Source organism: Streptomyces tendae, assembly GCF_008632955.1.
Classification (GTDB): Bacteria; Actinomycetota; Actinomycetes; order Streptomycetales; family Streptomycetaceae; genus Streptomyces.
The window spans coordinates 2,193,612-2,216,204 of sequence record NZ_CP043959.1 but is presented as its reverse complement, the minus strand read 5'-3'; the positions used below and the strand labels follow the sequence as shown (position 1 = coordinate 2,216,204).

Annotated in this window: 19 protein-coding genes; 2 read left to right on the top strand and 17 right to left on the bottom strand. The window is 70.5% G+C overall.

The annotated features are described in order from the left end of the window. Nucleotides 1-42: 42 nt before the first annotated feature. The 11 genes from F3L20_RS10385 to F3L20_RS10330 all read right to left on the bottom strand — a co-directional run bounded on the left by F3L20_RS10385 (nucleotide 43) and on the right by F3L20_RS10330 (nucleotide 12,145). Nucleotides 43-870, bottom strand: a complete 828-nt coding sequence (locus F3L20_RS10385; protein WP_150153998.1) for a shikimate dehydrogenase — start codon at nucleotides 868-870, stop codon at nucleotides 43-45. Continuing rightward, nucleotides 870-2,591 carry an endolytic transglycosylase MltG gene (mltG, locus tag F3L20_RS10380; protein ID WP_150153997.1) on the bottom strand — a complete coding sequence of 574 codons (1,722 nt, stop codon included), beginning with the start codon at nucleotides 2,589-2,591 and terminating at the stop codon, nucleotides 870-872. Before mltG ends, F3L20_RS10385 begins: the two co-directional genes overlap by 1 nt. Nucleotides 2,592-2,717: 126 nt before the next feature. Further along, entirely contained in the window at nucleotides 2,718-3,224 is a 507-nt protein-coding gene (ruvX, locus tag F3L20_RS10370) for a Holliday junction resolvase RuvX (protein ID WP_037723525.1), read from the bottom strand. Beyond that, nucleotides 3,221-5,893, bottom strand: a complete 2,673-nt coding sequence (gene alaS / locus F3L20_RS10365; RefSeq protein ID WP_150153996.1) for an alanine--tRNA ligase — start codon at nucleotides 5,891-5,893, stop codon at nucleotides 3,221-3,223. The genes ruvX and alaS overlap by 4 nt, the downstream gene beginning before the upstream one ends. Beyond that, a complete protein-coding gene (locus F3L20_RS10360) occupies nucleotides 5,893-6,264 on the bottom strand; it encodes a hypothetical protein (RefSeq protein WP_150153995.1) in 372 nt (123 codons plus the stop codon). The genes alaS and F3L20_RS10360 overlap by 1 nt, the downstream gene beginning before the upstream one ends. A gap of 7 nt (nucleotides 6,265-6,271) precedes the next feature. After that, nucleotides 6,272-6,721, bottom strand: coding sequence for a DUF948 domain-containing protein (locus F3L20_RS10355; protein WP_106967097.1), 450 nt, complete (start codon nucleotides 6,719-6,721; stop codon nucleotides 6,272-6,274). Nucleotides 6,722-6,918: 197 nt separating this feature from the next. After that, nucleotides 6,919-7,533 carry a 30S ribosomal protein S4 gene (rpsD, locus tag F3L20_RS10350; protein ID WP_019523761.1) on the bottom strand — a complete coding sequence of 205 codons (615 nt, stop codon included), beginning with the start codon at nucleotides 7,531-7,533 and terminating at the stop codon, nucleotides 6,919-6,921. A gap of 301 nt (nucleotides 7,534-7,834) precedes the next feature. Then, on the bottom strand, nucleotides 7,835-9,190 hold the full coding sequence (locus F3L20_RS10345; protein ID WP_150153994.1) for a replication-associated recombination protein A: 1,356 nt from the start codon (nucleotides 9,188-9,190) through the stop codon (nucleotides 7,835-7,837). Between the two features lie 42 nt (nucleotides 9,191-9,232). Further along, a complete protein-coding gene (locus F3L20_RS10340) occupies nucleotides 9,233-9,901 on the bottom strand; it encodes a vitamin K epoxide reductase family protein (RefSeq protein WP_150153993.1) in 669 nt (222 codons plus the stop codon). Between the two features lie 262 nt (nucleotides 9,902-10,163). Further along, nucleotides 10,164-11,426: a histidine--tRNA ligase gene (gene hisS / locus F3L20_RS10335; protein ID WP_150153992.1), complete on the bottom strand. Its 1,263-nt coding sequence runs from the start codon at nucleotides 11,424-11,426 to the stop codon at nucleotides 10,164-10,166. Nucleotides 11,427-11,437: 11 nt separating this feature from the next. After that, nucleotides 11,438-12,145 (bottom strand): MBL fold metallo-hydrolase, encoded by a 708-nt coding sequence (locus tag F3L20_RS10330; RefSeq protein ID WP_150153991.1) that lies wholly within the window; start codon nucleotides 12,143-12,145, stop codon nucleotides 11,438-11,440. 184 nt (nucleotides 12,146-12,329) lie between these two features. Between F3L20_RS10330 and F3L20_RS10325 the strand changes: the two genes are divergently transcribed. Both F3L20_RS10325 and F3L20_RS10320 read left to right on the top strand, forming a co-directional pair. Beyond that, complete coding sequence (locus tag F3L20_RS10325) at nucleotides 12,330-13,151, top strand: peptidylprolyl isomerase (RefSeq protein ID WP_145827916.1); 822 nt, start codon at nucleotides 12,330-12,332, stop codon at nucleotides 13,149-13,151. Between the two features lie 138 nt (nucleotides 13,152-13,289). Then, on the top strand, nucleotides 13,290-14,519 hold the full coding sequence (locus tag F3L20_RS10320) for a DUF349 domain-containing protein (RefSeq protein ID WP_150153990.1): 1,230 nt from the start codon (nucleotides 13,290-13,292) through the stop codon (nucleotides 14,517-14,519). A 72-nt stretch (nucleotides 14,520-14,591) separates the two neighbouring features. Here the strand turns inward: F3L20_RS10320 and relA are convergent, their stop codons facing one another. The 6 genes from relA to ruvB form a co-directional block, all read right to left on the bottom strand. Beyond that, the gene (relA, locus tag F3L20_RS10315; RefSeq protein ID WP_150153989.1) at nucleotides 14,592-17,117 is read right to left on the bottom strand and encodes a GTP pyrophosphokinase; all 2,526 of its coding nucleotides are present in this window, start codon (nucleotides 17,115-17,117) and stop codon (nucleotides 14,592-14,594) included. Between the two features lie 193 nt (nucleotides 17,118-17,310). After that, a complete protein-coding gene (locus tag F3L20_RS10305) occupies nucleotides 17,311-17,859 on the bottom strand; it encodes an adenine phosphoribosyltransferase (protein ID WP_145827919.1) in 549 nt (182 codons plus the stop codon). Continuing rightward, nucleotides 17,856-18,971, bottom strand: a complete 1,116-nt coding sequence (gene secF / locus F3L20_RS10300) for a protein translocase subunit SecF (RefSeq protein ID WP_145827920.1) — start codon at nucleotides 18,969-18,971, stop codon at nucleotides 17,856-17,858. The genes F3L20_RS10305 and secF overlap by 4 nt, the downstream gene beginning before the upstream one ends. Before the next feature lie 3 nt (nucleotides 18,972-18,974). After that, nucleotides 18,975-20,720 (bottom strand): protein translocase subunit SecD, encoded by a 1,746-nt coding sequence (gene secD / locus F3L20_RS10295; protein ID WP_150153988.1) that lies wholly within the window; start codon nucleotides 20,718-20,720, stop codon nucleotides 18,975-18,977. 133 nt (nucleotides 20,721-20,853) lie between these two features. Continuing rightward, on the bottom strand, nucleotides 20,854-21,348 hold the full coding sequence (yajC, locus tag F3L20_RS10290; RefSeq protein ID WP_150153987.1) for a preprotein translocase subunit YajC: 495 nt from the start codon (nucleotides 21,346-21,348) through the stop codon (nucleotides 20,854-20,856). A 165-nt stretch (nucleotides 21,349-21,513) separates the two neighbouring features. Then, a complete protein-coding gene (ruvB, locus tag F3L20_RS10285; RefSeq protein WP_150153986.1) occupies nucleotides 21,514-22,584 on the bottom strand; it encodes a Holliday junction branch migration DNA helicase RuvB in 1,071 nt (356 codons plus the stop codon). Nucleotides 22,585-22,593 lie beyond the last annotated feature (9 nt).

Sequence of the window (22,593 nt, the reverse complement as noted above, 5' to 3'; positions counted from 1 at the left end):
TCCCCTCCCTGGTTCCGCCCCCTGCGGAACCGAGGCGGGATCCTATCGCGCGGCGAGGGCCAGTTCGCCCGCCCGCCGCATGGCCTCCAGGGGGGCCGGCGACCGTCCCGTCATCTGCTCCACCTGGAGCACCGCCTGGTGCACCAGCAGGTCGAGGCCGCCGACCACGGCCCCGCCGTACGCCGACCAGCGGGCCGCGAGGACGGTCGGCCAGGGGTCGTACAGCACGTCGAAGAGGGCCGCCGGGCGCTCCGGGACGGCGCGGGCCAGGAAGTCGGTGACGCCCGCCGGGGTGGTGTTCACGACGAGGGGCGCGTGCAGGGCCTGCTCGGCGTCGTCCCAGGCGGCGATCCGCACGGTGACGTCGAGCCGCTCCGCCCACTGCCGCATCTCGGCGGCCCGTGCCTCGCTGCGCACGTGGACGACGATCTCGCCCGGGCAGATGCGGGCCAGCGCGGCGAGCGCGGAGGAGGCGGTGGCGCCCGCGCCGAGGACGGCGGCGGTCTCCACCTTGTCGATGCCGTGCTCGCGCAGGGCCGCGACCATGCCGGGGATGTCGGTGTTGTCGCCGGTGCGGCGGCCGTCCTCGCCGAGGACGACGGTGTTGACCGCGTCGACCGAGGCGGCGGTGTCGCTGACCGAGTCCAGCAACGGGATCACGGCCCGCTTCAGCGGCATGGTCAGCGACAGTCCCGCCCACTCGGAACCGAGCGTCTCGAAGAAGCCGGGCAGCGCCTGCTCGTCGACCTCGAACCGGTCGTACGTCCAGCCCTCCAGGCCGAGTTCGGCGTAGGCGGCGCGGTGCAGCACCGGGGAGAGGGAGTGGGCGATCGGGGAACCGAGCACCGCGGCACGGCGGGTGGCCGGCATCAGTTGTTCCTCGAATCGTTGAACTTGTCGACGAGCCGGTCGTGCTCCGCGATCGTCTTCGCGAACTCCGTCTTGTGCATGCCGTCCGTGGCGACGAAGTACATCCAGCCTTCCGTGGTCGGCTTCAGCGCGGCCTGCAGAGCCTCCTCGCCCGGATTGCCGATCGGGCCCGGCGGCAGACCCCGGTTGGTGTACGTGTTGTAGGGGTCGGGGTTGCTGTTGATCTCCGACGCGGAGATGTCGATCTCGCTCTGGCCCAGGAGGTAGTTGAAGGAAGAGTCGAACTGGAGTTTCTGGTTCGTCTCGGTGTTGGTCGGCTTCAGCCGGTTGTAGATGACCTCGGACATCTTGCGGAAGTCGTCGTGGGTCTTGCCCTCGGCCTGCACCAGGCTCGCGACCGTCACCAGCTCCCACGGCCCGTCGAGGCCCAGGCTCTTGGACTTGGCCTCGAAGTCCAGCGACTCGTACTTCTCGGTGGCACGAGCCACCATCTGCTTGAGGACGTCCTCCGGCGTCTGCCCCTTGGCGACGGCGTAGCTGGACGGGAACAGGAAGCCCTCCAGCGGGTCCTTCACGTCCGGGTGGTTCATGGCCCACTCGGGCAGGCCGAGCGTCTTCCACTTGGTCTCGGCGACCTTGGCCGTGGTGCCCTTCTTGACCTCCAGGCGCGCGTCGATGAGCTCGTAGACGGCCCTGTTGCGCTTGCCCTCGGCGATGATCAGGTTGTTGCGGCTCTTCGGGCTGAGCATCAGTTCGACCGCGCTCGCGGCCGACATCTCCTTCTGCATCGTGTAGACGCCGTCCTGGATGCTCTTGCCGTCCGGGTTGGCCGCCTGTGCCGCGACGAAGGCGTCGACGCTCTTGACCACGCCCATCTTCTTGAGCTCCTGGCCGATGGCGTAGCCGCCCGAGCCCTTGGGGATGGTGACGGTGACCTGCTCGCCGTTGCCCGAGCCCGCGAAGTCCGGGGCGCTGCCGAAACGATCCTGGTAGAACTGGTAGCCGAAGTAGCTGACACCGGCCAGGCCGCCGCCGAAGACCACGACGACCACGAGACACGCCAGGCCGCTGCGTCGCTTCTTCTCCTTGCCGCCCCGGCGCTCCTTGCCGCCCCTGCGGTCACCGCGTCCGCGCCGGTCCTCCGGCTCGTCGTCGCGGCCGTCATCGTCGTCGCCGCCCGCGAAGAACGCATGTTCGCCCTGGTCGGGACCGGGGTCCCAGTCGGTCTGCGGCTCGGGTTCGGCGCGTCGGCGGCCGGGGGGCTCGGGCGGCGGGTATGCCTCGGGTGTGCCGTAGTAGTCGGACTGTTCCCCGCCGTAGGGCGCGGACGGCTGCTGGGCGTACGGGTCCGCCGGACCGCCGGCGTAGGGGTCCTGGGGGTAGGAGCCCGTGGGCCAGCCGTTCTGGTCGTACTGCTGCTGGGGCTGATGCTGCTGCGGGTACTGCTGCTGGTGCTGGGGCTGCTGGTGCTGGGGCTGCTGAGGCGCGTACTGCTGACCGTACTGGTCGTACTGCGGGTACGACTGGTCGCCGTATCCGTGCTGGTCACCGGTGCCCCAGTCGCCGTACTGCTGCTGCGTCTGCGGCTGCTGCGGGTACTGCTGCGCCTGGCCGTCGTAGGAGGGCTGCGCGGCCTGCTGCTCTCCCCATCCGCCGTCCCCGTACAACGGATCGTCCGGATGCCACGGTTCGGAGCCTTGGCCCCGGCCATACTCAGTCATCGATCCCCTAGAGCCGCGAGGCGGCGGCAGCCCGGCCACCTGAAGACCGCGGCTCCCGTTCCGCCTCTCTTAGTGCGGGGCTGTTCGAACACCGCCCGCATCGCGCGGAACGTTACCGTATCGCGATCAGATGACCACTTCGACGCCCTCGCCGGGTGGTCTGCCTGACACCCGTTCGGATTCCAGTGCCTGCTGGAGGATGATCACAGCGGCGGCCTGGTCGATGACGGCGCGGCCCTTCTTGGACTTCACGCCGGAGGCGCGCAGCCCCTGACTGGCCGTCACCGTGGTCATCCGCTCGTCCACGAGCCGCACCGGAACCGGGGCGATCATACGTGCCAGCTCCTGGGTGAAGCCGCGGACCTTGGCAGCGGCGGGGCCCTCGCCCCCCTTGAGGGAGCGGGGGAGACCGACGACGACTTCGATCGGCTCGTACTCCTCGACGAGCTGCCTCAGTCTGCGGTGCGCGGCCGGGACGTCCCGGCCGGGGACGGTCTCGACCGGGGTGGCGAGGATCCCGTCGGGGTCGCAGGAGGCGACCCCGATCCGGGCGTCCCCGACGTCGACCGCGAGGCGGCGGCCGCGGCGCAGGGCCGGGCCGTCCGCCTGCTGGTGCGTGGGACCGTCGTTCACTTGGCGGTGTCCGCCACGAGACGCTCCACGGCGTCCACGGCCTCGCCGACGGCGGCCGGGTTCTGTCCGCCGCCCTGGGCGACGTCCGGCTTGCCGCCACCGCCGCCGCCGAGGGTCTTGGCGGCGGTGCGCACCAGGTCACCGGCCTTGAGGCCGCGTTCGCGGGCGGCCTCGTTGGTGGCGATGACGGTGAGCGGCTTGCCGTTGACCGTGCTGAACAAGGCCACGACGGCCGCGCGGCCGCCCTGGATGCGGCCGCGCACGTCGAGCACCAGCTTGCGCAGGTCGTCGGCGGTGGTGCCGTCCGGGACCTGGCCGGTGACGACGGCGACGCCCTTGATGTCCTTGGCGGACTCGGCGAGACCGGCGGCGGCCTGGAGCACCTTCTCGGCGCGGAACTTCTCGATCTCCTTCTCGGCGTCCTTCAGCCGGCCGAGCATGGCGGAGACCTTCTCGGGCAGCTCCTCGGAGCGGCCCTTGAGCAGTTCGGTGAGCTGGTTGACGACCGTGTGCTCGCGGGCGAGGAAGTTGTAGGCGTCCACGCCGACCAGGGCCTCGATGCGGCGCACGCCGGAGCCGATGGACGACTCGCCGAGCAGCTTCACCAGACCCAGCTGGGCGGTGTTGTGCACGTGGGTGCCGCCGCACAGCTCCTTGGAGAAGTCGCCGATGGTCACCACGCGGACCCGGTCGCCGTACTTCTCGCCGAACTCGGCGATGGCGCCCTGCTTCCTGGCCTCGTCGATGCCCATGACGTCGGCGCGCACGTCGAGGTCGCGGGCGAGCACCTCGTTGATCTTCTGCTCGACGTCCAGCATGACCGTCTGCGGGACGGCGGCCGGGGAGCCGAAGTCGAAGCGGAACCGGCCGGGCTGGTTCTCGGAGCCCGCCTGGGCGGCCGTCGGGCCGAGGGCGTCGCGCAGGGCCTGGTGGGTGAGGTGGGTGGCCGAGTGGGCGCGGGCGATGGCCTTGCGCCGGCGGTCGTCGATGGCGGCGTGGGCGCGGGCACCGACGGTGACCTCGCCGACCTGGACGACGCCCTTGTGCACGTAGACGCCCGGGACCGGCTTCTGGCAGTCGCGTACCTCGATGACGGCGCCGGAGTCGGTGCGGATCCGGCCGGTGTCGCCGATCTGGCCGCCGCCCTCGGCGTAGAAGGGGGTGCGGTCCAGGACGATCTCGACCTCGTCGCCCTCGGTGGCGGCGGGCGAGGAGACGCCGTCGACGAGGATACCGACGACGCTGGACTCGCCCTCGGTGTCCGTGTAGCCGATGAAGTCGGTGGCGCCGGCCCGGTCGGCGATCTCGCGGTAGGCGCCGAGGTCGGCGTGGCCGGTCTTCTTGGACCGGGCGTCGGCCTTGGCGCGCTCCCGCTGCTCCTTCATCAGGCGGCGGAAGCCGTCCTCGTCCACGGAGAGGCCCTGCTCGGCGGCCATCTCCAGGGTGAGGTCGATGGGGAAGCCCCAGGTGTCGTGCAGCAGGAAGGCCTTGTCGCCGGGGAGCACGGCGGAGCCCGCGGCCTTGGTCTCGGACACGGCGGTGTCGAGGATGTTGGTGCCGGCCTTCAGCGTCTTGAGGAAGGCGTTCTCCTCGGCGAGGGCGACCTTCTCGATCCGCTCGCGGTCGGTGATCAGCTCCGGGTACTGCCGCCCCATCATGCCGATGACGACGTCGATGAGGTCCTTGACGACCGGGCCGGTGGCGCCGAGCAGACGCATGTTGCGGATGGCGCGGCGCATGATGCGGCGCAGCACGTAGCCGCGGCCCTCGTTGCCGGGGGTGACACCGTCGCCGATGAGCATCACGGAGGTGCGCATGTGGTCGGTGACCACGCGCAATGAGACGTCGGAGCTCTGGGCGTCGCCGTAGCGGACGCCGGTCAGCTCGGTGGCCTTCTCGATGACGGCCATGGAGGTGTCGATCTCGTACATGTTCTGCACGCCCTGCAGAATCATGGCGAGCCGCTCGAGGCCGAGGCCGGTGTCGATGTTCTTGCTGGGCAGGTCTCCGAGGATCTCGAAGTCGTCCTTGCCGGTGCCCTCGCCCCGCTCGTACTGCATGAAGACGAGGTTCCAGATCTCCACGTACCGCTCGTCGTTGACGGCGGGGCCGCCCTCGGCGCCGAACTCGGGGCCGCGGTCGTAGTTGATCTCGGAGCAGGGGCCGCAGGGGCCGGGGACGCCCATGGACCAGAAGTTGTCCTTCTTACCCAAGCGCTGGATGCGCTCGGCGGGCACACCGACCACGTCGCGCCAGATCTGCTCGGCCTCGTCGTCGTCCTGGTAGACGGTGATCCAGAGCTTCTCGGGCTCCAGGCCGTAACCGCCCTTGTCCTGGGGGCTGGTGAGCAGCTCCCAGGCGAGCTTGATGGCGCCTTCCTTGAAGTAGTCGCCGAAGGAGAAGTTGCCGCACATCTGGAAGAACGTGCCGTGGCGGGTGGTCTTGCCGACCTCTTCGATGTCGGGGGTGCGCACGCACTTCTGCACGCTGGTGGCGCGGTCGAAGGGCGGCTTGACCTCGCCGAGGAAGTAGGGCTTGAAGGGCACCATGCCGGCCGGGACGAGCAGCAGAGTCGGGTCGTCCGCGATGAGCGACGCCGACGGGACGACGGTGTGCCCGCGCTCCTCGAAGAAGCTCAGCCAGCGGCGGCGGATCTCGGCCGACTCCATCAGTGGTCCTCATTCCGGTTGTACGGGTACGTCGGGTACGTCGACTTCCGGGCCGGGCCCTCGACGTACGTGGGGCTGTTGCGGTTCTCGATCACGGCGTAGCCGCGGGGCGCGGGCAGTTCACGGTCGACCGGGGCGTTCAGCCCGAGCGCGTCGCCCAGTTCGGCCTCCCGCTGGGCCATGTTGTCGCGGACCTCGAGCGCGAAGTCCACCGCGCGGTCCTTGAGCCGGCCGCCCGCCTCGATCGCCTTGTGCGCCGCGGTGACGGCGAGGTGGTCGGGCTTGAGCTGCTTGAGCTTGCGGTTGACCTTGGTGGTGGCCCACACGCCGGCGGCGACGCCGGTGCTGAACCAGAACGTTCGGCGGAACATCGTCGGGTCAGTCCTTCTTTCCCCGGGTCCGCTTGTCGCGCCGCGCGCCCGGGACGGTGCGGCCCACGATCACGTCGCGCCGCGTCTTGGCGGGCGCGTCCTCCTTGCGGCCGCTGACGGCCCGGCGCACGCCGTAGCCGAAGGCGGCGACCTTGACCAGGGGGCCGCCGAAGGTGGAGGCCACGGTGGTGGACAGCGCGGAGGCGTTGGAGGTGACCTCCTGGACGTCGGAGGCGATCGCGTCGACCCGTTCGATCTGGGTCTGCGCGGAGCGCACCGCCGTGGAGGCGTCCGCCAGCAGGGGGACGGCCTGGTCGGTCACGTCCGCCACCAGTTTGGTGGTCGCCCGGAGCGTCTGGGCCAGCCTCGCCAGCGCGACGGCGAGGAAGGAGACCAGGATCGCCCAGAAGACGGCCACCAGGATTCCGGCCACCTCGCCACCGGACACTGTGTGCACCCGCTCCCTTGAAACGCGCCTGAACATCGAGAAAGTCGTGTCACCGAGCCTATCGCGCCGGTGGCGCGTCTCCGTACCGGATTAGTGTCCGGCGAGGGCGGAGTTCCGCGCGGGGCGGGGCGAAGACGAGCCCGCCGCCTCGCCCGCCCCGAAGGGCGGGAAGACGACGGGCTCGGGATATCGCGTGCCTGCTGGGGTCAGCGGGCGTAGTACTCGACGACGAGCTGCTCGTCGCAGATCACCGGGATCTCCTTGCGGTTCGGCTCACGGTCCAGGCGGAACGCCAGGGCCTTGAGGTTCACCTGCAGGTAGCGCGGGATCTCACCGTCGGGGGCGAAGCCACCCTCACGAGCGATCGTGAAGAGGGTCTTCTCCTTGCTGCGCTCGCGGACCTCGACGACGTCGTCCGGGCGGACACGGAAGGAAGGCTTGTCGACCTTCTTGCCGTTCACCTGGATGTGGCCGTGCGTGACCATCTGGCGGGCCTGGTAGATCGTGCGGGCGATGCCCGAACGCAGGACCAGCGCGTCGAGACGGCGCTCGAGCTCGATGACCAGGGCCTCGCCGGTCTTCATCGAGGTCTTGGAGGCGCGCTCGTAGGCACGGACGAGCTGCCGCTCGGAGAGGTCGTACTGCGCGCGCAGACGCTGCTTCTCCAGCAGACGGACCTTGTAGTCCGAGTTCTGCTTGCGGCCACGGCCGTGCTCACCCGGCGGGTAGGGGCGGGCCTCGAAGTACTTGACGGCCTTCGGGGTCAGCGCGATGCCGAGGGCACGCGACTTCTTGACCTTGGGGCGGGACTGGTTCGCCACTTCTTTTCCTTTTCCTTTACGGCTGCCTCAGGGTTACGGGAGGTCGCATCCGCAGCCGGGGAATCCCAGCAGGTCCACGTGGGACGAGCCGGGCAGCCGCTCCCCTGGTCTGGGCACATACGTGCAGCACACGAACGGCCCACCGACCGCTCCCGGGACTTACGGGTGGTGGTGGGCTGCCCGCGACACCTACGACGGTGCGCGACGCTCCTGGATCGAAAGATCCGGCTGGTCGTCCCGCCTGAGGCGCCGACCGGAGCCGGACACGGGACACAGCACTTCGCGTGAGTTTACACGGCGCTCAGGACCGCTTGCGACCGAGGTGCTGCCTGGTCCACTCCACCGCGTCCGCGTACCGCGCCTCCGCGCCGTGCCGGGTGGGCTCGTAGTACTCGCGGTCCTTCAGGGCGTCCGGCGCGTACTGCTGGGCGGCGATGCCCTCGGGCAGGTCGTGCGGGTAGGTGTAGCCCTTGCCGTGGCCGAGCTTGCCGGCGCCCTTGTAGTGGCTGTCACGCAGGTGGGACGGCACGGGTCCGGCCAGTCCCTTGCGCACGTCCTCCAGGGCGGCGCCGATCGCGGTGGTGGCCGCGTTGGACTTGGGCGCGAGGGCCAGGGCGATGGTGGCGTGGCTGAGGGTGAGGGCGGCCTCGGGGAAACCGATCATGGCGACGGCCTGGGCGGCGGCGACCGCGATGGGCAGCGCGTTGGGATCGGCGAGGCCGATGTCCTCGCTGGCGGAGATCATCAGGCGGCGGGCGATGAAGCGGGGGTCCTCGCCGGCCTCGATCATGCGGGCCAGGTAGTGCAGGGCGGCGTCGACGTCGGAGCCGCGGATGGACTTGATCAGGGCGCTGGCGACGTCGTAGTGCTGGTCGCCGTCGCGGTCGTACTTCACGGCGGCCCGGTCGACGGTCTCCTCCAGGGTCGCCAGGGTGACCTCCGCCTCGCCCTTGTCGAGCGCGGCGCCGGCTGCGGCCTCCAGGGCGGTGAGCGCGCGGCGGGCGTCCCCGCCGGCGATGCGCAGGAAGTGGTCCTCGGTGTCCTCGGGGAGGGTGACGGCGCCCCTGAGGCCCCGGTCGTCGGTGAGGGCGCGCCGCAGCAGACCGCGGACGTCGTCGTCGGTGAGCGGTTCCAGCGTGAGCAGCAGGGAGCGGGAGAGCAGCGGGGAGATGACCGAGAAGTACGGGTTCTCGGTGGTCGCGGCGATCAGGGTGACCCAGCGGTTCTCCACGGCCGGGAGCAGGGAGTCCTGCTGGGCCTTGCTGAAGCGGTGGATCTCGTCGAGGAAGAGGACGGTCTCCTGGCCGTACCCCCCGGAGGCGCGGCGGGCGCCGTCGATGACCGCGCGGACCTCCTTGACGCCCGCGGTGATCGCGGACAGCTCCACGAAGCGCTTGTTGGTGGCCTTGGAGACGACGTAGGCGAGGGTGGTCTTGCCGGTTCCGGGCGGGCCCCAGAGGATCACCGAGGACGGGCCGGCGGGGCCCGAGGAGCCCTCGCCGACGAGTCTGCGCAGGGGGGAGCCCGGCTTCAGCAGGTGCTGCTGGCCCACCACCTCGTCGAGGGTGCGCGGGCGCATCCGGACCGCCAGGGGGCTGCCGGCCGGGTCCTTCTCCTGGCGTTCTTCTGCTGCGGCGGTGAACAGGTCGGGCTCCACCCTGAAACCCTAAAGCACCGCGCCGACAGCCCGGGCGGGCGGTCAGCTGGTCCAGAAGTCCCACCAGCGGGTCAGGATCAGCATGCCGATGATGCCGATGTGCAGCACCGGCATGACCCAGGTGAACTCGGCGAAGAAGCTCTTCAGCCAGTTCGGGGCGGGCAGGAAGCCCTTGCGGACGTTGAAGGAGGTCACGTACCAGAACATGATGATCGTGGCGACCCAGGCCAGGCAGCACCACAGGCACAGGGCGTTGATCCGGTACAGGGACTGGAACATCAGCCAGGCGCAGAAGCCGACGCCGAAGAGCGTGCCGGCGTTGAGGGTGAGCCAGTACCAGCGCGGGAAGCGGGCCCGGGCGAGCAGGCTCATGCCGACGCAGACCACGATGCCGTAGGTGACGAGGCCCAGCATCGGGTTGGGGAAGCCGAACACGGAGGCCTGGTCGCTCTCCATGACGCTGCCGCAGGAGACGACCGGGTTGAGGCTGCAGCCGGGGACGAACGTCTCACCCTTGACCTTGGCCTCGAGCAGCTTGAACTTGTCGAGCGTGATCACCCACGCGGCGAGGACTCCGGCCGCGCCGGTGATGATCAGGAGCAGCGCGAACGCCCGGCTCGCGCCCTCGGTGCGCGGCGAGGAGGCGGCACGCTGCTGCGGGGAGGGGGATTCGGGCTCCATGTCGACGTCCCTGACTGTCGTCTTGCTCATCACGCCGATTCCGTCACTGGTGGTGGGGACCTGCTTCGGGCAGGGGCCATTGTGCCGTACGGCTCGGTGGGTGCGCCGTTGACCGCGGATAAGGACGTACGCCTGTTCGCCCCGGGCGCGGGGTTTCGGCCGACCTCGGTGGGGCGCCCGCACGGGCGTCCGGTCCCGGCTGCCCTTGCGGGTGGCGGCGGGGTGCGCGCGGTTGACGAGGCGGGCGCCGGGCCCCCTGGGGAGGGGACCCGGCGCCCGTGGAGCGGGGGTCTCAGCCGAGGCGGGACTCGAGCTCCGCCACGACCTCGTTCACGCCGACCGCGCTCTGCTCGCCGGACTCCAGGTCCTTGAGCTGGACGACGCCCTCGGCGAGGTCCCGCTCGCCGAGGATGAGCGCGTACCGGGCGCCCGAGCGGTTGGCCGCCTTCATCGCGGCCTTGAGGCCCTTGCCGCCGTAGGCGAAGTCAGCGGCCACGCCGTTCTTGCGCAGCTCGGTGACCTTGGCGAACAGCACGCGGCGGGCCTCCTCGCCGAGCGGCACGGCGAACACGCTGGTGGTGGCGGGCAGTTCCAGCTCGACGCCCTCCGCCTCCAGCGCCAGCACGGTGCGGTCGACGCCCAGCGCCCAGCCGACGGACGGCAGCGCGGGACCGCCGATCATCTCGGACAGGCCGTCGTAGCGGCCGCCGCCGCCCACCGCGGACTGGGAGCCCAGGCCGTCGTGGACGAACTCGAAGGTGGTGCGGGTGTAGTAGTCCAGGCCGCGCACGAGCTTGGGGTCGTCCTCGAAGGCCACGCCCGCCGCCGTGATCAGCTCGCGGACCTCCTCGTGGTACGCCTTGCAGGCGTCGCAGAGGTAGTCGCGCAGCAGGGGCGCGCCGGTGAGCTGCTTCTGCACCGACTCCCGCTTGTCGTCCAGGACGCGCAGCGGGTTGATGTCCGCCCGGCGCAGGGTGTCCTCGTCCAGGTCGAGGCCGCGCAGGAAGTCCTGCAACGCGGCCCGGTAGACCGGGCGGCACTCCTTGTCGCCGAGGCTGTTGAGCAGGATGCGGAAGTTCTGCAGGCCGAGCGAGCGGTACGCCTGGTCGGCGAGGATGATCAGCTCGGCGTCCAGCGCCGGGTCCTCCGCGCCGATCGCCTCGGCGCCGACCTGGGAGAAGTGGCGGTAACGGCCCTTCTGGGGGCGCTCGTAGCGGTAGTACGAGCCCGAGTACCAGAGCTTGACCGGGAGGTTGCCCGCCTTGTGCAGGCTGGCCTCCAGGGCGGCGCGCAGCACGGAGGCGGTGCCCTCGGGGCGCAGGGCGAGCCGGTCGCCGCCCTTGGTCTCGAAGGCGTACATCTCCTTGGTGACGATGTCGGTGGACTCACCGACACCGCGCGCGAACAGTTCGACGTTCTCGAAGCCGGGCGTCTCGATGTAGCCGTAGCCGGAGCCGCGCAGCGGGGCCGCGATCGCCTCGCGCACGGCGAGGAACTTGGCGGAATCGGGCGGCAGCAGGTCGTACGTGCCCTTCGGGGCCTTGAAAGTGCTCACGGAAGTAGTTGTCACATTCCTCGTCGGGGAGCCTGGGGCGCTCCCTGGCCGGCCGCCACCTGCCGCAGATACGGGTTGGTGGCGCGCTCCTGGCCGATGGTCGTCTGGGGGCCGTGGCCGGACAGCACCACGGTCGAGTCGTCGAGCGGCAGGCACACGCGGGCCAGCGAGTCGAGCATCTCGGCCATGTCACCGCCGGGCAGGTCGGTGCGTCCGACGGAGCCGGCGAACAACAGGTCGCCCGAGAACATGACCGGCGGGACGTCCGCCGACCCGGGCAGGCCGAAGGTCACCGACCCCTTGGTATGGCCCGGCGCGTGCGAGACGCCGAACTCCAGGCCCGCCAGCCGCAGTTTCGCGCCATCGGTGAGCTCCTTGACGTCGTCCGGCTCCCCCACCGTCAGCTCTCCCATGAGCGGCATGCCGATGGCCCGGCCTATGCCCTTCTCGGGGTCGCTCATCATGTACCGGTCCTGGGGGTGGATCCAGGCGGGAACGTCGTGCGCCCCGCACACCGGGACCACCGAGGCGACATGGTCGATGTGGCCGTGGGTGAGGACGACGGCGACGGGCTTGAGCCGGTGCTTGCGGACCGCCTCCGCCACGCCGTCGGCGGCCTGGTGGCCGGGGTCGATGATCACGCACTCCTCACCGGCGGCGGGGGCGACGAGATAACAGTTCGTCCCCCAGGCCCCGGCGGGGAACCCGGCAATGAGCACGATCGTCCTTCGTTTGTGTCGGTACGGGAGGCTTGCGACGGGGCTGCGCCCGTGGTCAGAGCCTACCGGCGCTGCCGATTCCTCAGCGAACCCATATACGGTACGGGGCACACGCAGGCGGTCGGCTCACCGCACGTACGCACGCGTACCGGCCGGCACACGAGACGCATGAGGAGAGAACCCGGTGGTCAGCCAGGAGCAGCGGCGGCGTCAGCTCGCCCGGGAGAAGTTCTTGAGGCAGCAGCAGCGGCGTACCGAGGCGCGTCAGAAGGCGCGGGTCCGCAACGCGGTGATCGCGTCGGTGCTCGGTGTGGTCCTGATCGGCAGCCTCGCGCTGTACACGACCGGGGTGCTGAAGCAGGACGACGACAAGACCACCACGAGCGCGGAGGCCACCCCGAGCGCGGAGGCGCCCAGCAAGGCTCCGGACCCGTGCGAGGAGCCCGCGAAGGGCGAGGTCGCGAAGAAGACCTGGAAGAAGGAGCCGGCGATGTCGATCGACAAGTCGGCGAAGTACACGCTGAAGCTGGACACCACCTGCGGCGCGATAGACGTGGCGCTGAAGGCGTCGGCCGCCCCGCACACGGTCAACTCGTTCGACTTCCTGGCGAACAAGGGCTACTTCGACCACACGAAGTGCCACCGGCTCACCACGAACGGCATCTACGTGCTGCAGTGCGGCGACCCGACGGGCACCGGCACCGGCGGGCCGGGCTACACCATCCCGGACGAGAACCTGAAGGACGCCAGCCTGAAGGACAACGTCTACCCGGCGGGCACGGTCGCCATGGCCAACACCGGCCAGAAGGACAGCGGCGGCAGCCAGTTCTTCCTGGTCTACCAGGACAGCCAGCTCCCGCCGAGCTACACGCCGTTCGGCACCATCTCGGACGCCGGTCTGAAGGTGCTGAAGAAGATCGCCGACGCCGGCGAGAGCACCGGGGCCGGCGACGGGGCGCCCAACGCGACGGTCGTGATCAACAAGGCGACCGTCGCCGCATCGTGAGCCCCAACTGCGTAATTTCGGTCGCGCGGGATGCGGACAGGCATCCCGTCGGTCGCCTATGTTGGCCGTGACGAAACTGTGGACGATGCCCGGGGGAGCACACAGGCCCCCTCGACGGCATCATGTGGAGGAGGCGCTGTGAGCAGCGACCCGTGGGGCCGCGTCGACGAGACGGGGACCGTGTACGTGCGTACGGCCGACGGCGAGAAGGTCGTCGGTTCCTGGCAGGCCGGCTCCCCCGACGAGGCGCTGGCCTACTTCCAGCGCAAGTACGAGGGCCTGGTTGTCGAGATCGGCCTCCTCGAGAAGCGAGTCAGGACCACCGACCTGTCGTCCAAGGACGCCATGGCAGCGATCGGCCACCTGCGCGAGCAGGTGGACGCCCATCACGCGGTCGGCGACCTTGCGGCCCTCGGGGCCCGGCTGGACAAGCTCGTGGAGCTGGTGGAGGCGCGCCGCGAGGAGCGCAAGGCGCAGCGGGCCCGCCAGTCCGACGAGGCGCGCCAGGCCAAGGAGGCGCTTGTCACCGAGGCCGAGGAGCTCGCGCAGTCCGACCAGTGGCGGGCGGCCGGCGAGCGGCTGCGGGCCCTGGTGGACACCTGGAAGGGCCTGCCGCGGCTGGACCGCAAGTCCGACGACGAGCTGTGGCACCGCTTCTCGCACGCTCGGTCGGCGTTCTCCAAGCGGCGCAAGCAGCACTTCGCGCAGCTGGACGCGCAGCGCGAGGAGGCCCGCCGGACCAAGGAGCGGCTGGTCGGTGAGGCCGAGGCGCTGTCGAACTCGACGGACTGGGGCCCGACGGCGGCCCGGTACCGCGAGCTGATGACGGAGTGGAAGGCCGCGGGCCGCGCCCAGCGCGAGCACGAGGAGGACCTGTGGAACCGCTTCCGCGGCGCCCAGGACGTCTTCTTCGCCGCCCGCAGTTCGGTGTTCGCCGAGCGTGACGCGGAGCAGGCCGAGAACCTCAAGCTCAAGGAGGAGCTGGCCGGCGAGGCGGAGAAGCTGCTGCCGATCACGGACCTGAAGGCCGCCCGTGCCGCGTTCCGCGCGCTCAACGAGCGCTGGGAGGCCATCGGCCATGTGCCGCGGGACGCCCGGCCGCGGGTCGAGGGCCGGATGCACACCGTGGAGCGCGCCCTGCAGGAGGCCGAGGAGGCCGAGTGGCGCCGGACGAACCCGGAGGCCCGTGCGCGGGCCGAGGGTCTGACCGGTCAGCTGCAGGCCGCCGTGGACAAGCTCAAGGGCCAGATCGAGCAGGCCAGGGCGCAGGGCAACACCGCCAAGGCGGACAAGCTGGAGCGGGAGCTGCAGGGCCGCCAGGCCCTGCTGGACCAGGCGCTGAAGGGTTTGCAGGAGTTCGGCGGCTGAGACCGCCCACAGGGAAGGGGGCCGCCGCACCTTCGGGTGCGGCGGCCCCCTTGCCTGTGTCCCGCGCGGGTCCTACGTGCGGTTGCGGGCCGAGGTGACGCGGTAGACGTCGTAGACGCCCTCCACGCCGCGTACGGCCTTCAGGACGTGTCCCAGGTGCTTGGGGTCGCCCATCTCGAAGGTGAACCGGGAGGTGGCGACCCGGTCGCGGGAGGTCTGCACGGCCGCGGAGAGGATGTTGACGTGCTGGTCCGACAGCACGCGCGTGACGTCCGAGAGCAGCCGGGAGCGGTCGAGGGCCTCGACCTGGATGGCCACCAGGAACACCGAGGACTGGGTGGGCGCCCACTCGACGTCGAGGATCCGCTCGGGCTCCCGGGACAGCGAGTCGACGTTGACGCAGTCGCTGCGGTGCACGGAGACGCCGCTGCCGCGCGTGACGAAGCCGATGATCGGGTCGCCGGGTACGGGGGTGCAGCAGCGGGCCAGCTTGACCCACACGTCCTCGACGCCCTTGACGACGACGCCGGGGTCGGCGCTGGAGCGGCGCTTGCGGCGGCTGCGGGTGGGCGGGACCGACTCGTCGATCTCCTCGGTGGCCGCCTCCTCGCCGCCGAGGGCCTGCACGAGCTTCTGCACGATGTTCTGCGCGGAGACATGGCCCTCGCCGATCGCCGCGTACAGCGCGGAGATGTCCGAGTAGCGCATCTCGTGCGCCAGCGTGACGAGCGAGTCGCCGGTGAGGATGCGCTGGATCGGGAGGTTCTGCTTGCGCATGGCGCGGACGATGGAGTCCTTGCCCTGCTCGATCGCCTCGTCGCGGCGCTCCTTGGAGAACCAGGCGCGGATCTTGTTGCGGGCGCGGGGCGACTTCACGAAGCCCAGCCAGTCCCGGGAGGGGCCCGCGCCGGCCGCCTTGGAGGTGAAGACCTCCACCAGGTCGCCGTTGTCCAGGGTCGACTCCAGCGGCACCAGGCGGCCGTTGACCCGGGCGCCTATGGTGCGGTGGCCGACCTCGGTGTGCACCGCGTACGCGAAGTCCACGGGGGTGGCACCGGCGGGCAGCGCTATGACGTCGCCCTTCGGGGTGAAGACGAAGACCTCGTTGCGCGAGAGGTCGAAGCGCAGCGACTCCAGGAACTCGCCCGGGTCCTCGGTCTCCTTCTGCCAGTCGAGGAGCTGGCGCAGCCACGCCATGTCGTTGAGGTGGTCGTCCTTGCTCTTGCCGGACGACTTGGGCGCGTCGGTGCGGATCTTGGAGGCACCGGCGACGGCCTCCTGCTTGTACTTCCAGTGCGCGGCGATGCCGTACTCGGCGCGGCGGTGCATGTCGAACGTGCGGATCTGCAGTTCGACGGGCTTGCCGCCGGGGCCGATGACCGTCGTGTGCAGCGACTGGTACATGTTGAACTTGGGCATCGCGATGTAGTCCTTGAACCGGCCGGGGACCGGGTTCCATCGCGCGTGCACCGTGCCGAGGGCCGCGTAGCAGTCGCGGACGGTGTCCACGAGGACGCGGATGCCCACCAGGTCGTAGATCTCCGCGAAGTCACGGCCGCGGACGATCATCTTCTGGTAGACGCTGTAGTAGTGCTTGGGGCGGCCGGTGACGGTGGCCTTGATGCGGGCGGACCTGAGGTCCTGCTGCACCTCGTCGGTGACGATGGCGAGGTACTCGTCGCGCTTGGGCGCGCGCTCGGCGACCAGGCGGACGATCTCGTCGTACATCTTGGGGTAGAGGATCGCGAAGGCGAGGTCCTCCAGCTCCCACTTGATGGTGTTCATGCCCAGGCGGTGGGCGAGCGGCGCGTAGATCTCCAGGGTCTCGCGCGCCTTCTTCTCCTGCTTCTCGCGCTTGAGGTAGCGCATGGTGCGCATGTTGTGCAGGCGGTCGGCGAGCTTGATGACCAGGACGCGGGGGTCCTTGGCCATGGCGACGACCATCTTGCGCACGGTCTCGGCCTGCGCGGCCTCGCCGAACTTGACCTTGTCCAGCTTGGTGACGCCGTCGACGAGCAGGGCGACGACGTCGCCGAAGTCACGGCGCAGGTCCTCCAGGCCGTACTCGGTGTCCTCGACGGTGTCGTGCAGCAGCCCGGCCATCAGTGTCGCCGGGTCCATGCCGAGCTCGGCGAGGATCGTGGTGACGGCGAGGGGGTGGGTGATGTACGGGTCGCCGCTCTTGCGCTTCTGGCCGCGGTGCCAGCGCTCGGCGACCTGGTAGGCGCGCTCGATCTGGCGCAGCGTGGCATTCTCGATCTTGGGGTCGTTGCCGCGGACGATCCGCAGCAGCGGCTCCAGCACCGGGTTGTACGGGTTGGCCCGCTGCACGCCGAGCCGGGCCAGGCGGGCGCGGACACGGTTGGAGGAGCCGGAGCGCGGCTGGCCGGTGTTGGTGCGGGCCGAGGGGGCGGAGCGGTCGGGGGGCGACGGCTTGGGCCGCGGCTGCTCGGGCTTGTCGACGGGAGCCGCCTGGGCGCGCTGCACCGGCCCGCGGGTGTCGTTCTTCGCCTGCGGCGCGCTCGGCGCGGGCTTCGCCGCGGCTGCCGAGGCGGACTCGGGCTTGGCGGCGGTCAGGTGCTGGGCCTCGTCTGGCAAGAGGGCTCCTCGTGCGCGATCCGGGTCCCCGGTCAGGCTCCGGAGACCCCATGGTAGCGAGCCCGGGCCCCACGATCGCCTTCGGAGCGGTGTGAGGACCGTCAACCGGAGAAACGCACGAGGCGGACGCCGGATTCCTCCGGGTCCGCCTGCGTGGTGTCGTCGGGTCCGCCTTCCGGTGCCCCCAGGGTGCTCAGACCGTGAGCAGCGCCTCCAGCGGGGCGCCCGCCAGGGCGGGCTCCAGCCGGGCACGGCCGCCCAGGAAGCCGAGCTCCATCAGTACGGCGAGGCCCGCGACTTCGGCGCCCGCCCTGCGGATCAGCTGGAGCGAGGCCTCGGCGGTGCCGCCGGTGGCCAGGACGTCGTCGACGACCAGGACGCGGTCGTCGCCGCCGAGGTCCTCCGCGTGCACCTCGATCTCGGCGGAGCCGTACTCCAGGTCGTAGGCCTGGCTGAGCGTGGCTCCGGGGAGCTTGCCCGCCTTGCGGACCGGGATGAAGCCCAGGCCCGCGCGGAGGGCGACCGGGGCGCCGAGGATGAAGCCGCGTGCCTCCAGGCCGACCACCTTGGTGGCGCCGGCCCGGCGGGCGACGTCCGCGAGGGCCTCGGTGAGCGCGTCGAACGCCTTGGGGTCCGCCAGGAGCGGGGTGATGTCCTTGAACATCACGCCCGGCTCCGGGTAGTCCGCCACGTCCCGGATCCGGCTCAGCAGCAGGCCGGAGAGGTCGGTGTGCTCGGTCATCGGCGCTTCCCCGAGGGCCGGCCACGACCACGCGTGCGGGAGGCGGGCTGGTTACGGGGTCCGACGACCGCGGCCGCGACGTCCTCGGGCTCGTCGTAGTCGCTGTCGGTCGCGGGGGCCGCCTGGTCGGCGTCCGTGTCCCCGCCGTGGGCCCGCTTGGCCAGCACGCGCTTCTTCAGGGACTTCATCGCCGGCTCGCGCTCCTTGAGGTCGGCGACCAGCGGGGTGGCGATGAAGATCGAGGAGTACGCACCGGCGGCGAGGCCGACGAACAGCGACAGCGAGATGTCGTTCAGCATGCCGGCGCCGAGGACACCGCCACCGATGAACAGCAGGCCCGCCACCGGCAGCAGCGCCACGACCGTCGTGTTGATCGACCGCACCAAGGTGCTGTTGATCGACCGGTTGGCGATCTCGCTGTAGGTCCAGCGGGTCTGTTTGGTGATGTCCTTCGTCTGTTCCTTGAGGCTGTCGAAGACGACCACCGTGTCGTACAGCGAGTAACCGAGGATGGTGAGCAGACCGATCACCGTGCCGGGGGTGACCTCGAAGCCGACGAGGGCGTAGATCCCGACCGTGATGGTGATGTCGTGGATCAGCGCGACGAACGCCGCGACCGCCATGCGCCACTCGAAGGCGATCGCCAGGTAGATCACCACCAGGATCAGGAAGATCCCCAGGCCCTGCCACGCCTTGTTGGCGATCTGCTCGCCCCAGCTGGGACCCACCAGTTCGGCGTTGATCTGCTCGCCGTCGACCTTGAGGTCGTCGGCGAGCCGGTCCTTGATGGTGTCCGAGGTCTTGGTGTCGATGCCGGCGACCTGGATGCGCAGGCTGCCGTCACCGAGCTTCTGGACGATGGCGTCGTGGCCGGAGGCGTCCTCCGCGAAGCCCTCGGCCGTGGCCACCGAGACGCTCATGTTCTTCGGGGTGGTGAAGACCGCCCCGCCCTGGAACTCGATGCCCATGTGCAGGCCGCGCACCGCCAGGCCGACGATGGCCGTGATGGTGATCAGGATCGAGATGCCGTACCAGATCTTGCGGTTCTTGACGAAGTCGTAGCCGATCTCGCCGTGGTGCAGTCGGGCGCCGAGGGTGCCGAGCTTCGACATCTCTCACGCCTCCTTCGTCTGGGCAGGGGCGGAGGGACGACGGGTGCGGCGCAGCGGTGGCTTGGCACCCAGCGCCTTCGGGTCGAGGCCGGACCACTTGTGGCCGCTCGCGAAGAACTTGCGGCGGGCCATCAGCGTGAGCAGCGGCTTGGTGAAGAGGAACACCACCACGACGTCGAGGACCGTGGTCAGACCCAGGGTGAACGCGAAGCCCTGCACCTTGCCGACGGTGACCACGAAGAGCACGGCGGCGGCGAGGAAGGACACGAAGTCGGAGACCAGGATGGTGCGCCGGGCACGCGGCCAGGCCCGCTCCACGGCGGGACGCAGGGTGCGGCCCTCGCGGATCTCGTCCCGGACCCGTTCGAAGTAGACGATGAACGAGTCCGCCGTGATGCCGATCGCCACGATGGCACCGCAGACGGCCGGCAGGTTCAGCGCGAAGCCGATCGTCGGGCCGAGCAGCGCCATGATCACGTAGGTGAGCGCGGCGGAGACCAGCAGCGAGGCGACAGCGATGAACGACAGACCGCGGTAGTAGAACAGCAGGTACAGGATCACCAGCGCGAGGCCGATGGCACCGGCGATCAGACCGGCCTGCAGCTGCTCGCCGCCGAGGGCGGCGGTGACGGTGGTGACGCTGTCCTCGCGGAAGGTCAGCGGCAGCGCGCCGTAGGACAGCATGTTCGCCAGTTCCTGCGACGACTGCTGCGTGAAGTTGCCGGAGATCTCGGCGTTGCCGCCGGTCAGGGCCTGCCGGACGTAGGGGTCGGAGACGACCTCGCCGTCCAGGACGATCGCGAACTGGTTCTGCGGGGACGGCTTCTGGGCGAGCTGGCCGGTGATGTCGGCGAACTTCTTCGAGCCCTCGCCCGTGAACTTCATGGTCACGGTCCAGCCGGCGCCTGACTGCGTGTTCAGGACGGCGTCGGCCTCGTCGACGTCGGTGCCGTCGACGGCGGCGGGGCCGAGGATGTACTTCTGCCACTGGCCCTGGGAGTTCTGGCCGCAGGCGACGGTGGAGTCGGTGGCCTTGGCGCCGTCACCGGCGGTCGCGCGGACGCTCTCCTTGGTGCAGTCGAGCGCGGCGTACTGGGCCTGGAGCTTGCTGTCGTCGTCGGCCGCACCGCCCGTGGCGGACGGGGAGGGGCTCGCCTTGTCGGTGGCGGCGGGGCTCTCGTCGGCCTTCAGGGCGTCGGTGACCGCGCGGCCCTGGGTGGTGGCGCTCGCCGAGGGGCTGGTGGACGCCGAGGGCGAGGAGCCGTCGGTGGCCTCCTTGTCCGTGGCCTTGTCGCCGGAGGAGTCGCCGGTGGCGCTCGGCTCCGGGGCGGCCCCGCCGCCGGCCAGCTCGGTGGCGATGACGGGACGGAAGTAGAGCTTGGCGGTGGTGCCGACCTGTTCCCGGGCCTGCTTGGAATTCGTGCCCTTGGGAATGTTGACGATGATGTTGCGTTCGCCCTGCGTCTGGACCTCGGCCTCGGAGACGCCCAGACCGTTGACGCGCCGCTCCATGATGGAGACCGCGGTGTCCATGTTGGTCTTGTTGATCGCGGACTCCTGGCCGGCCTCGGGGACCGCTGCCAGCGTGATGCTCGTGCCACCGGCCAGGTCGATGCCGAGACGCGGAGTGGTGTGCCCGGAGGCGAACATCCCTCCGGTGAGCGCCACGATGGCGATCAGGATCAGAGCCAGCGAGCGCCACGGCTTGCTTGTGGCGCTCGCGTTCCGTCCCTTTTTGAGTGCTGCCACCTTCTCGTACTCCCTCTCGGGCCGCCTCGTCCCCGGTCAGGGGGCGGGTGGCCATGACATGGTGTCGGGATCCCGTGCGAGTTGGGCATGTCCCGGGGCGCGCGGGCATCACCCGCGCGCCCCGTGAACACGGCTACTTCGCGTCGGTCTCGCCGTCGGACTTCTTCGACCGCGCGTCCGCCGTGGCGTCGGCGGGCTCGTCCGCAGGCTCGTCGGCCGCGTCCTTCTTGCCGAGGTCGACAGGCGTGTCGTCGGAGACGGCGGCAGCGTCGGAGGAGTCGTCGGTCTCGGTGAGGGAGGAGGCGTCGTCCGGGACGACGTCGGCGTCGGACTGCAGGTCGTGCTCGATGCCGTGGACGATGCGGTTGTACTCCTCGTCGGTGAGGACGGCGCCGATCGAGTTCTTGGCGAACAGCAGTTCCACACCCGGGCCGGCGTCGAGGAGGACGGTGTCCTCGCTGACCTCCTTGACCGTGGCGTACATGCCCCCGATCGTGCGGACGCCGGAACCGGGCTGCATCTGGTTCCGCATCTCGATGGCCTGCTGCTGCTTCTTCTTGGCCGACCGGGTCATCAGGAACATGGCCCCGATGAGCACAATGAACGGGAGGAGGGTCAGGAGACTCACGGGTCGGAACTTCCTTCACACGACCGCGATGGTGAACGGCCTGATGGTTGGGGGTATGTATCGCCACCGACAAGGGCGGCATCGGCGGAGTCTAAGCGAGTCCGCACCACCGGAACAACGCTCAGCATGGCACCCGGGTTCCTGCCCGGGCCAACGTGCTCGCCGTCACGCCCCGAACAGGTCCCCTTGTCCCTTTCCGGCGCCCTGGGACCGGGGCGGCGTGAGGCCGAGATGCGACCATGCCGCCGGGGTGGCCACCCGTCCGCGCGGGGTGCGGGCGAGCAGTCCCTCCCGCACCAGGAAGGGTTCGGCCACCTCCTCCACGGTCTCACGCTCCTCCCCCACCGCGACGGCGAGCGTGGACAGGCCGACCGGGCCGCCGCCGAACAGCTTGAGCAGGGCCTCCAGCACCGCCCGGTCCAGCCGGTCCAGGCCCCGGGCGTCGACCTCGTACACCGCGAGGGCCGCGGCGGCGACGTCCTTCGTGATCCGGCCGTCGCCCTTGACCTGCGCGTAGTCACGGACGCGGCGCAGCAGACGGTTGGCGATGCGGGGGGTGCCGCGGGAGCGGCCGGCGATCTCCGCGGCGCCCTCGGTGTCGATCTCCACGTCGAGCAGGCTCGCCGAGCGGTGGACGACCCGCTCCAGCTCGGCCGGTTCGTAGAACTCCATGTGCGCGGTGAAGCCGAAGCGGTCGCGCAGCGGGGGTGGCAGCAGGCCGGCCCGGGTGGTGGCGCCGACCAGGGTGAAGGGCGGCAGCTCCAGCGGGATGGCGGTGGCGCCGGGGCCCTTGCCGACGATCACGTCGACCCGGAAGTCCTCCATCGCCATGTAGAGCATCTCCTCGGCGGGCCGCGACATGCGGTGGATCTCGTCGAGGAAGAGGACCTCGCCCTCCTGGAGGGACGACAGGATCGCCGCGAGGTCGCCCGCGTGCTGGATGGCGGGGCCGGAGGTGATGCGGATGGGGGCTTCCATCTCGGCCGCGATGATCATGGAAAGGGTGGTCTTGCCGAGGCCGGGGGCGCCGGAGAGCAGCACGTGGTCGGCGGTGGCGCCGCGGGCGCGGGCGGCGCGCAGGACGAGGTCGAGCTGCTCGCGGACCTTCTCCTGGCCGATGAACTCGCCCAGGTCCTTGGGGCGCAGCGCGGCCTCGACGGCCTGGTCCTCGCGGTCGGCGACCGATTCCACCAGCCGCTCGGGGGCGGCGGTGTCGTCCGTGTCGTCCCAGTTCATGTGCGTGTG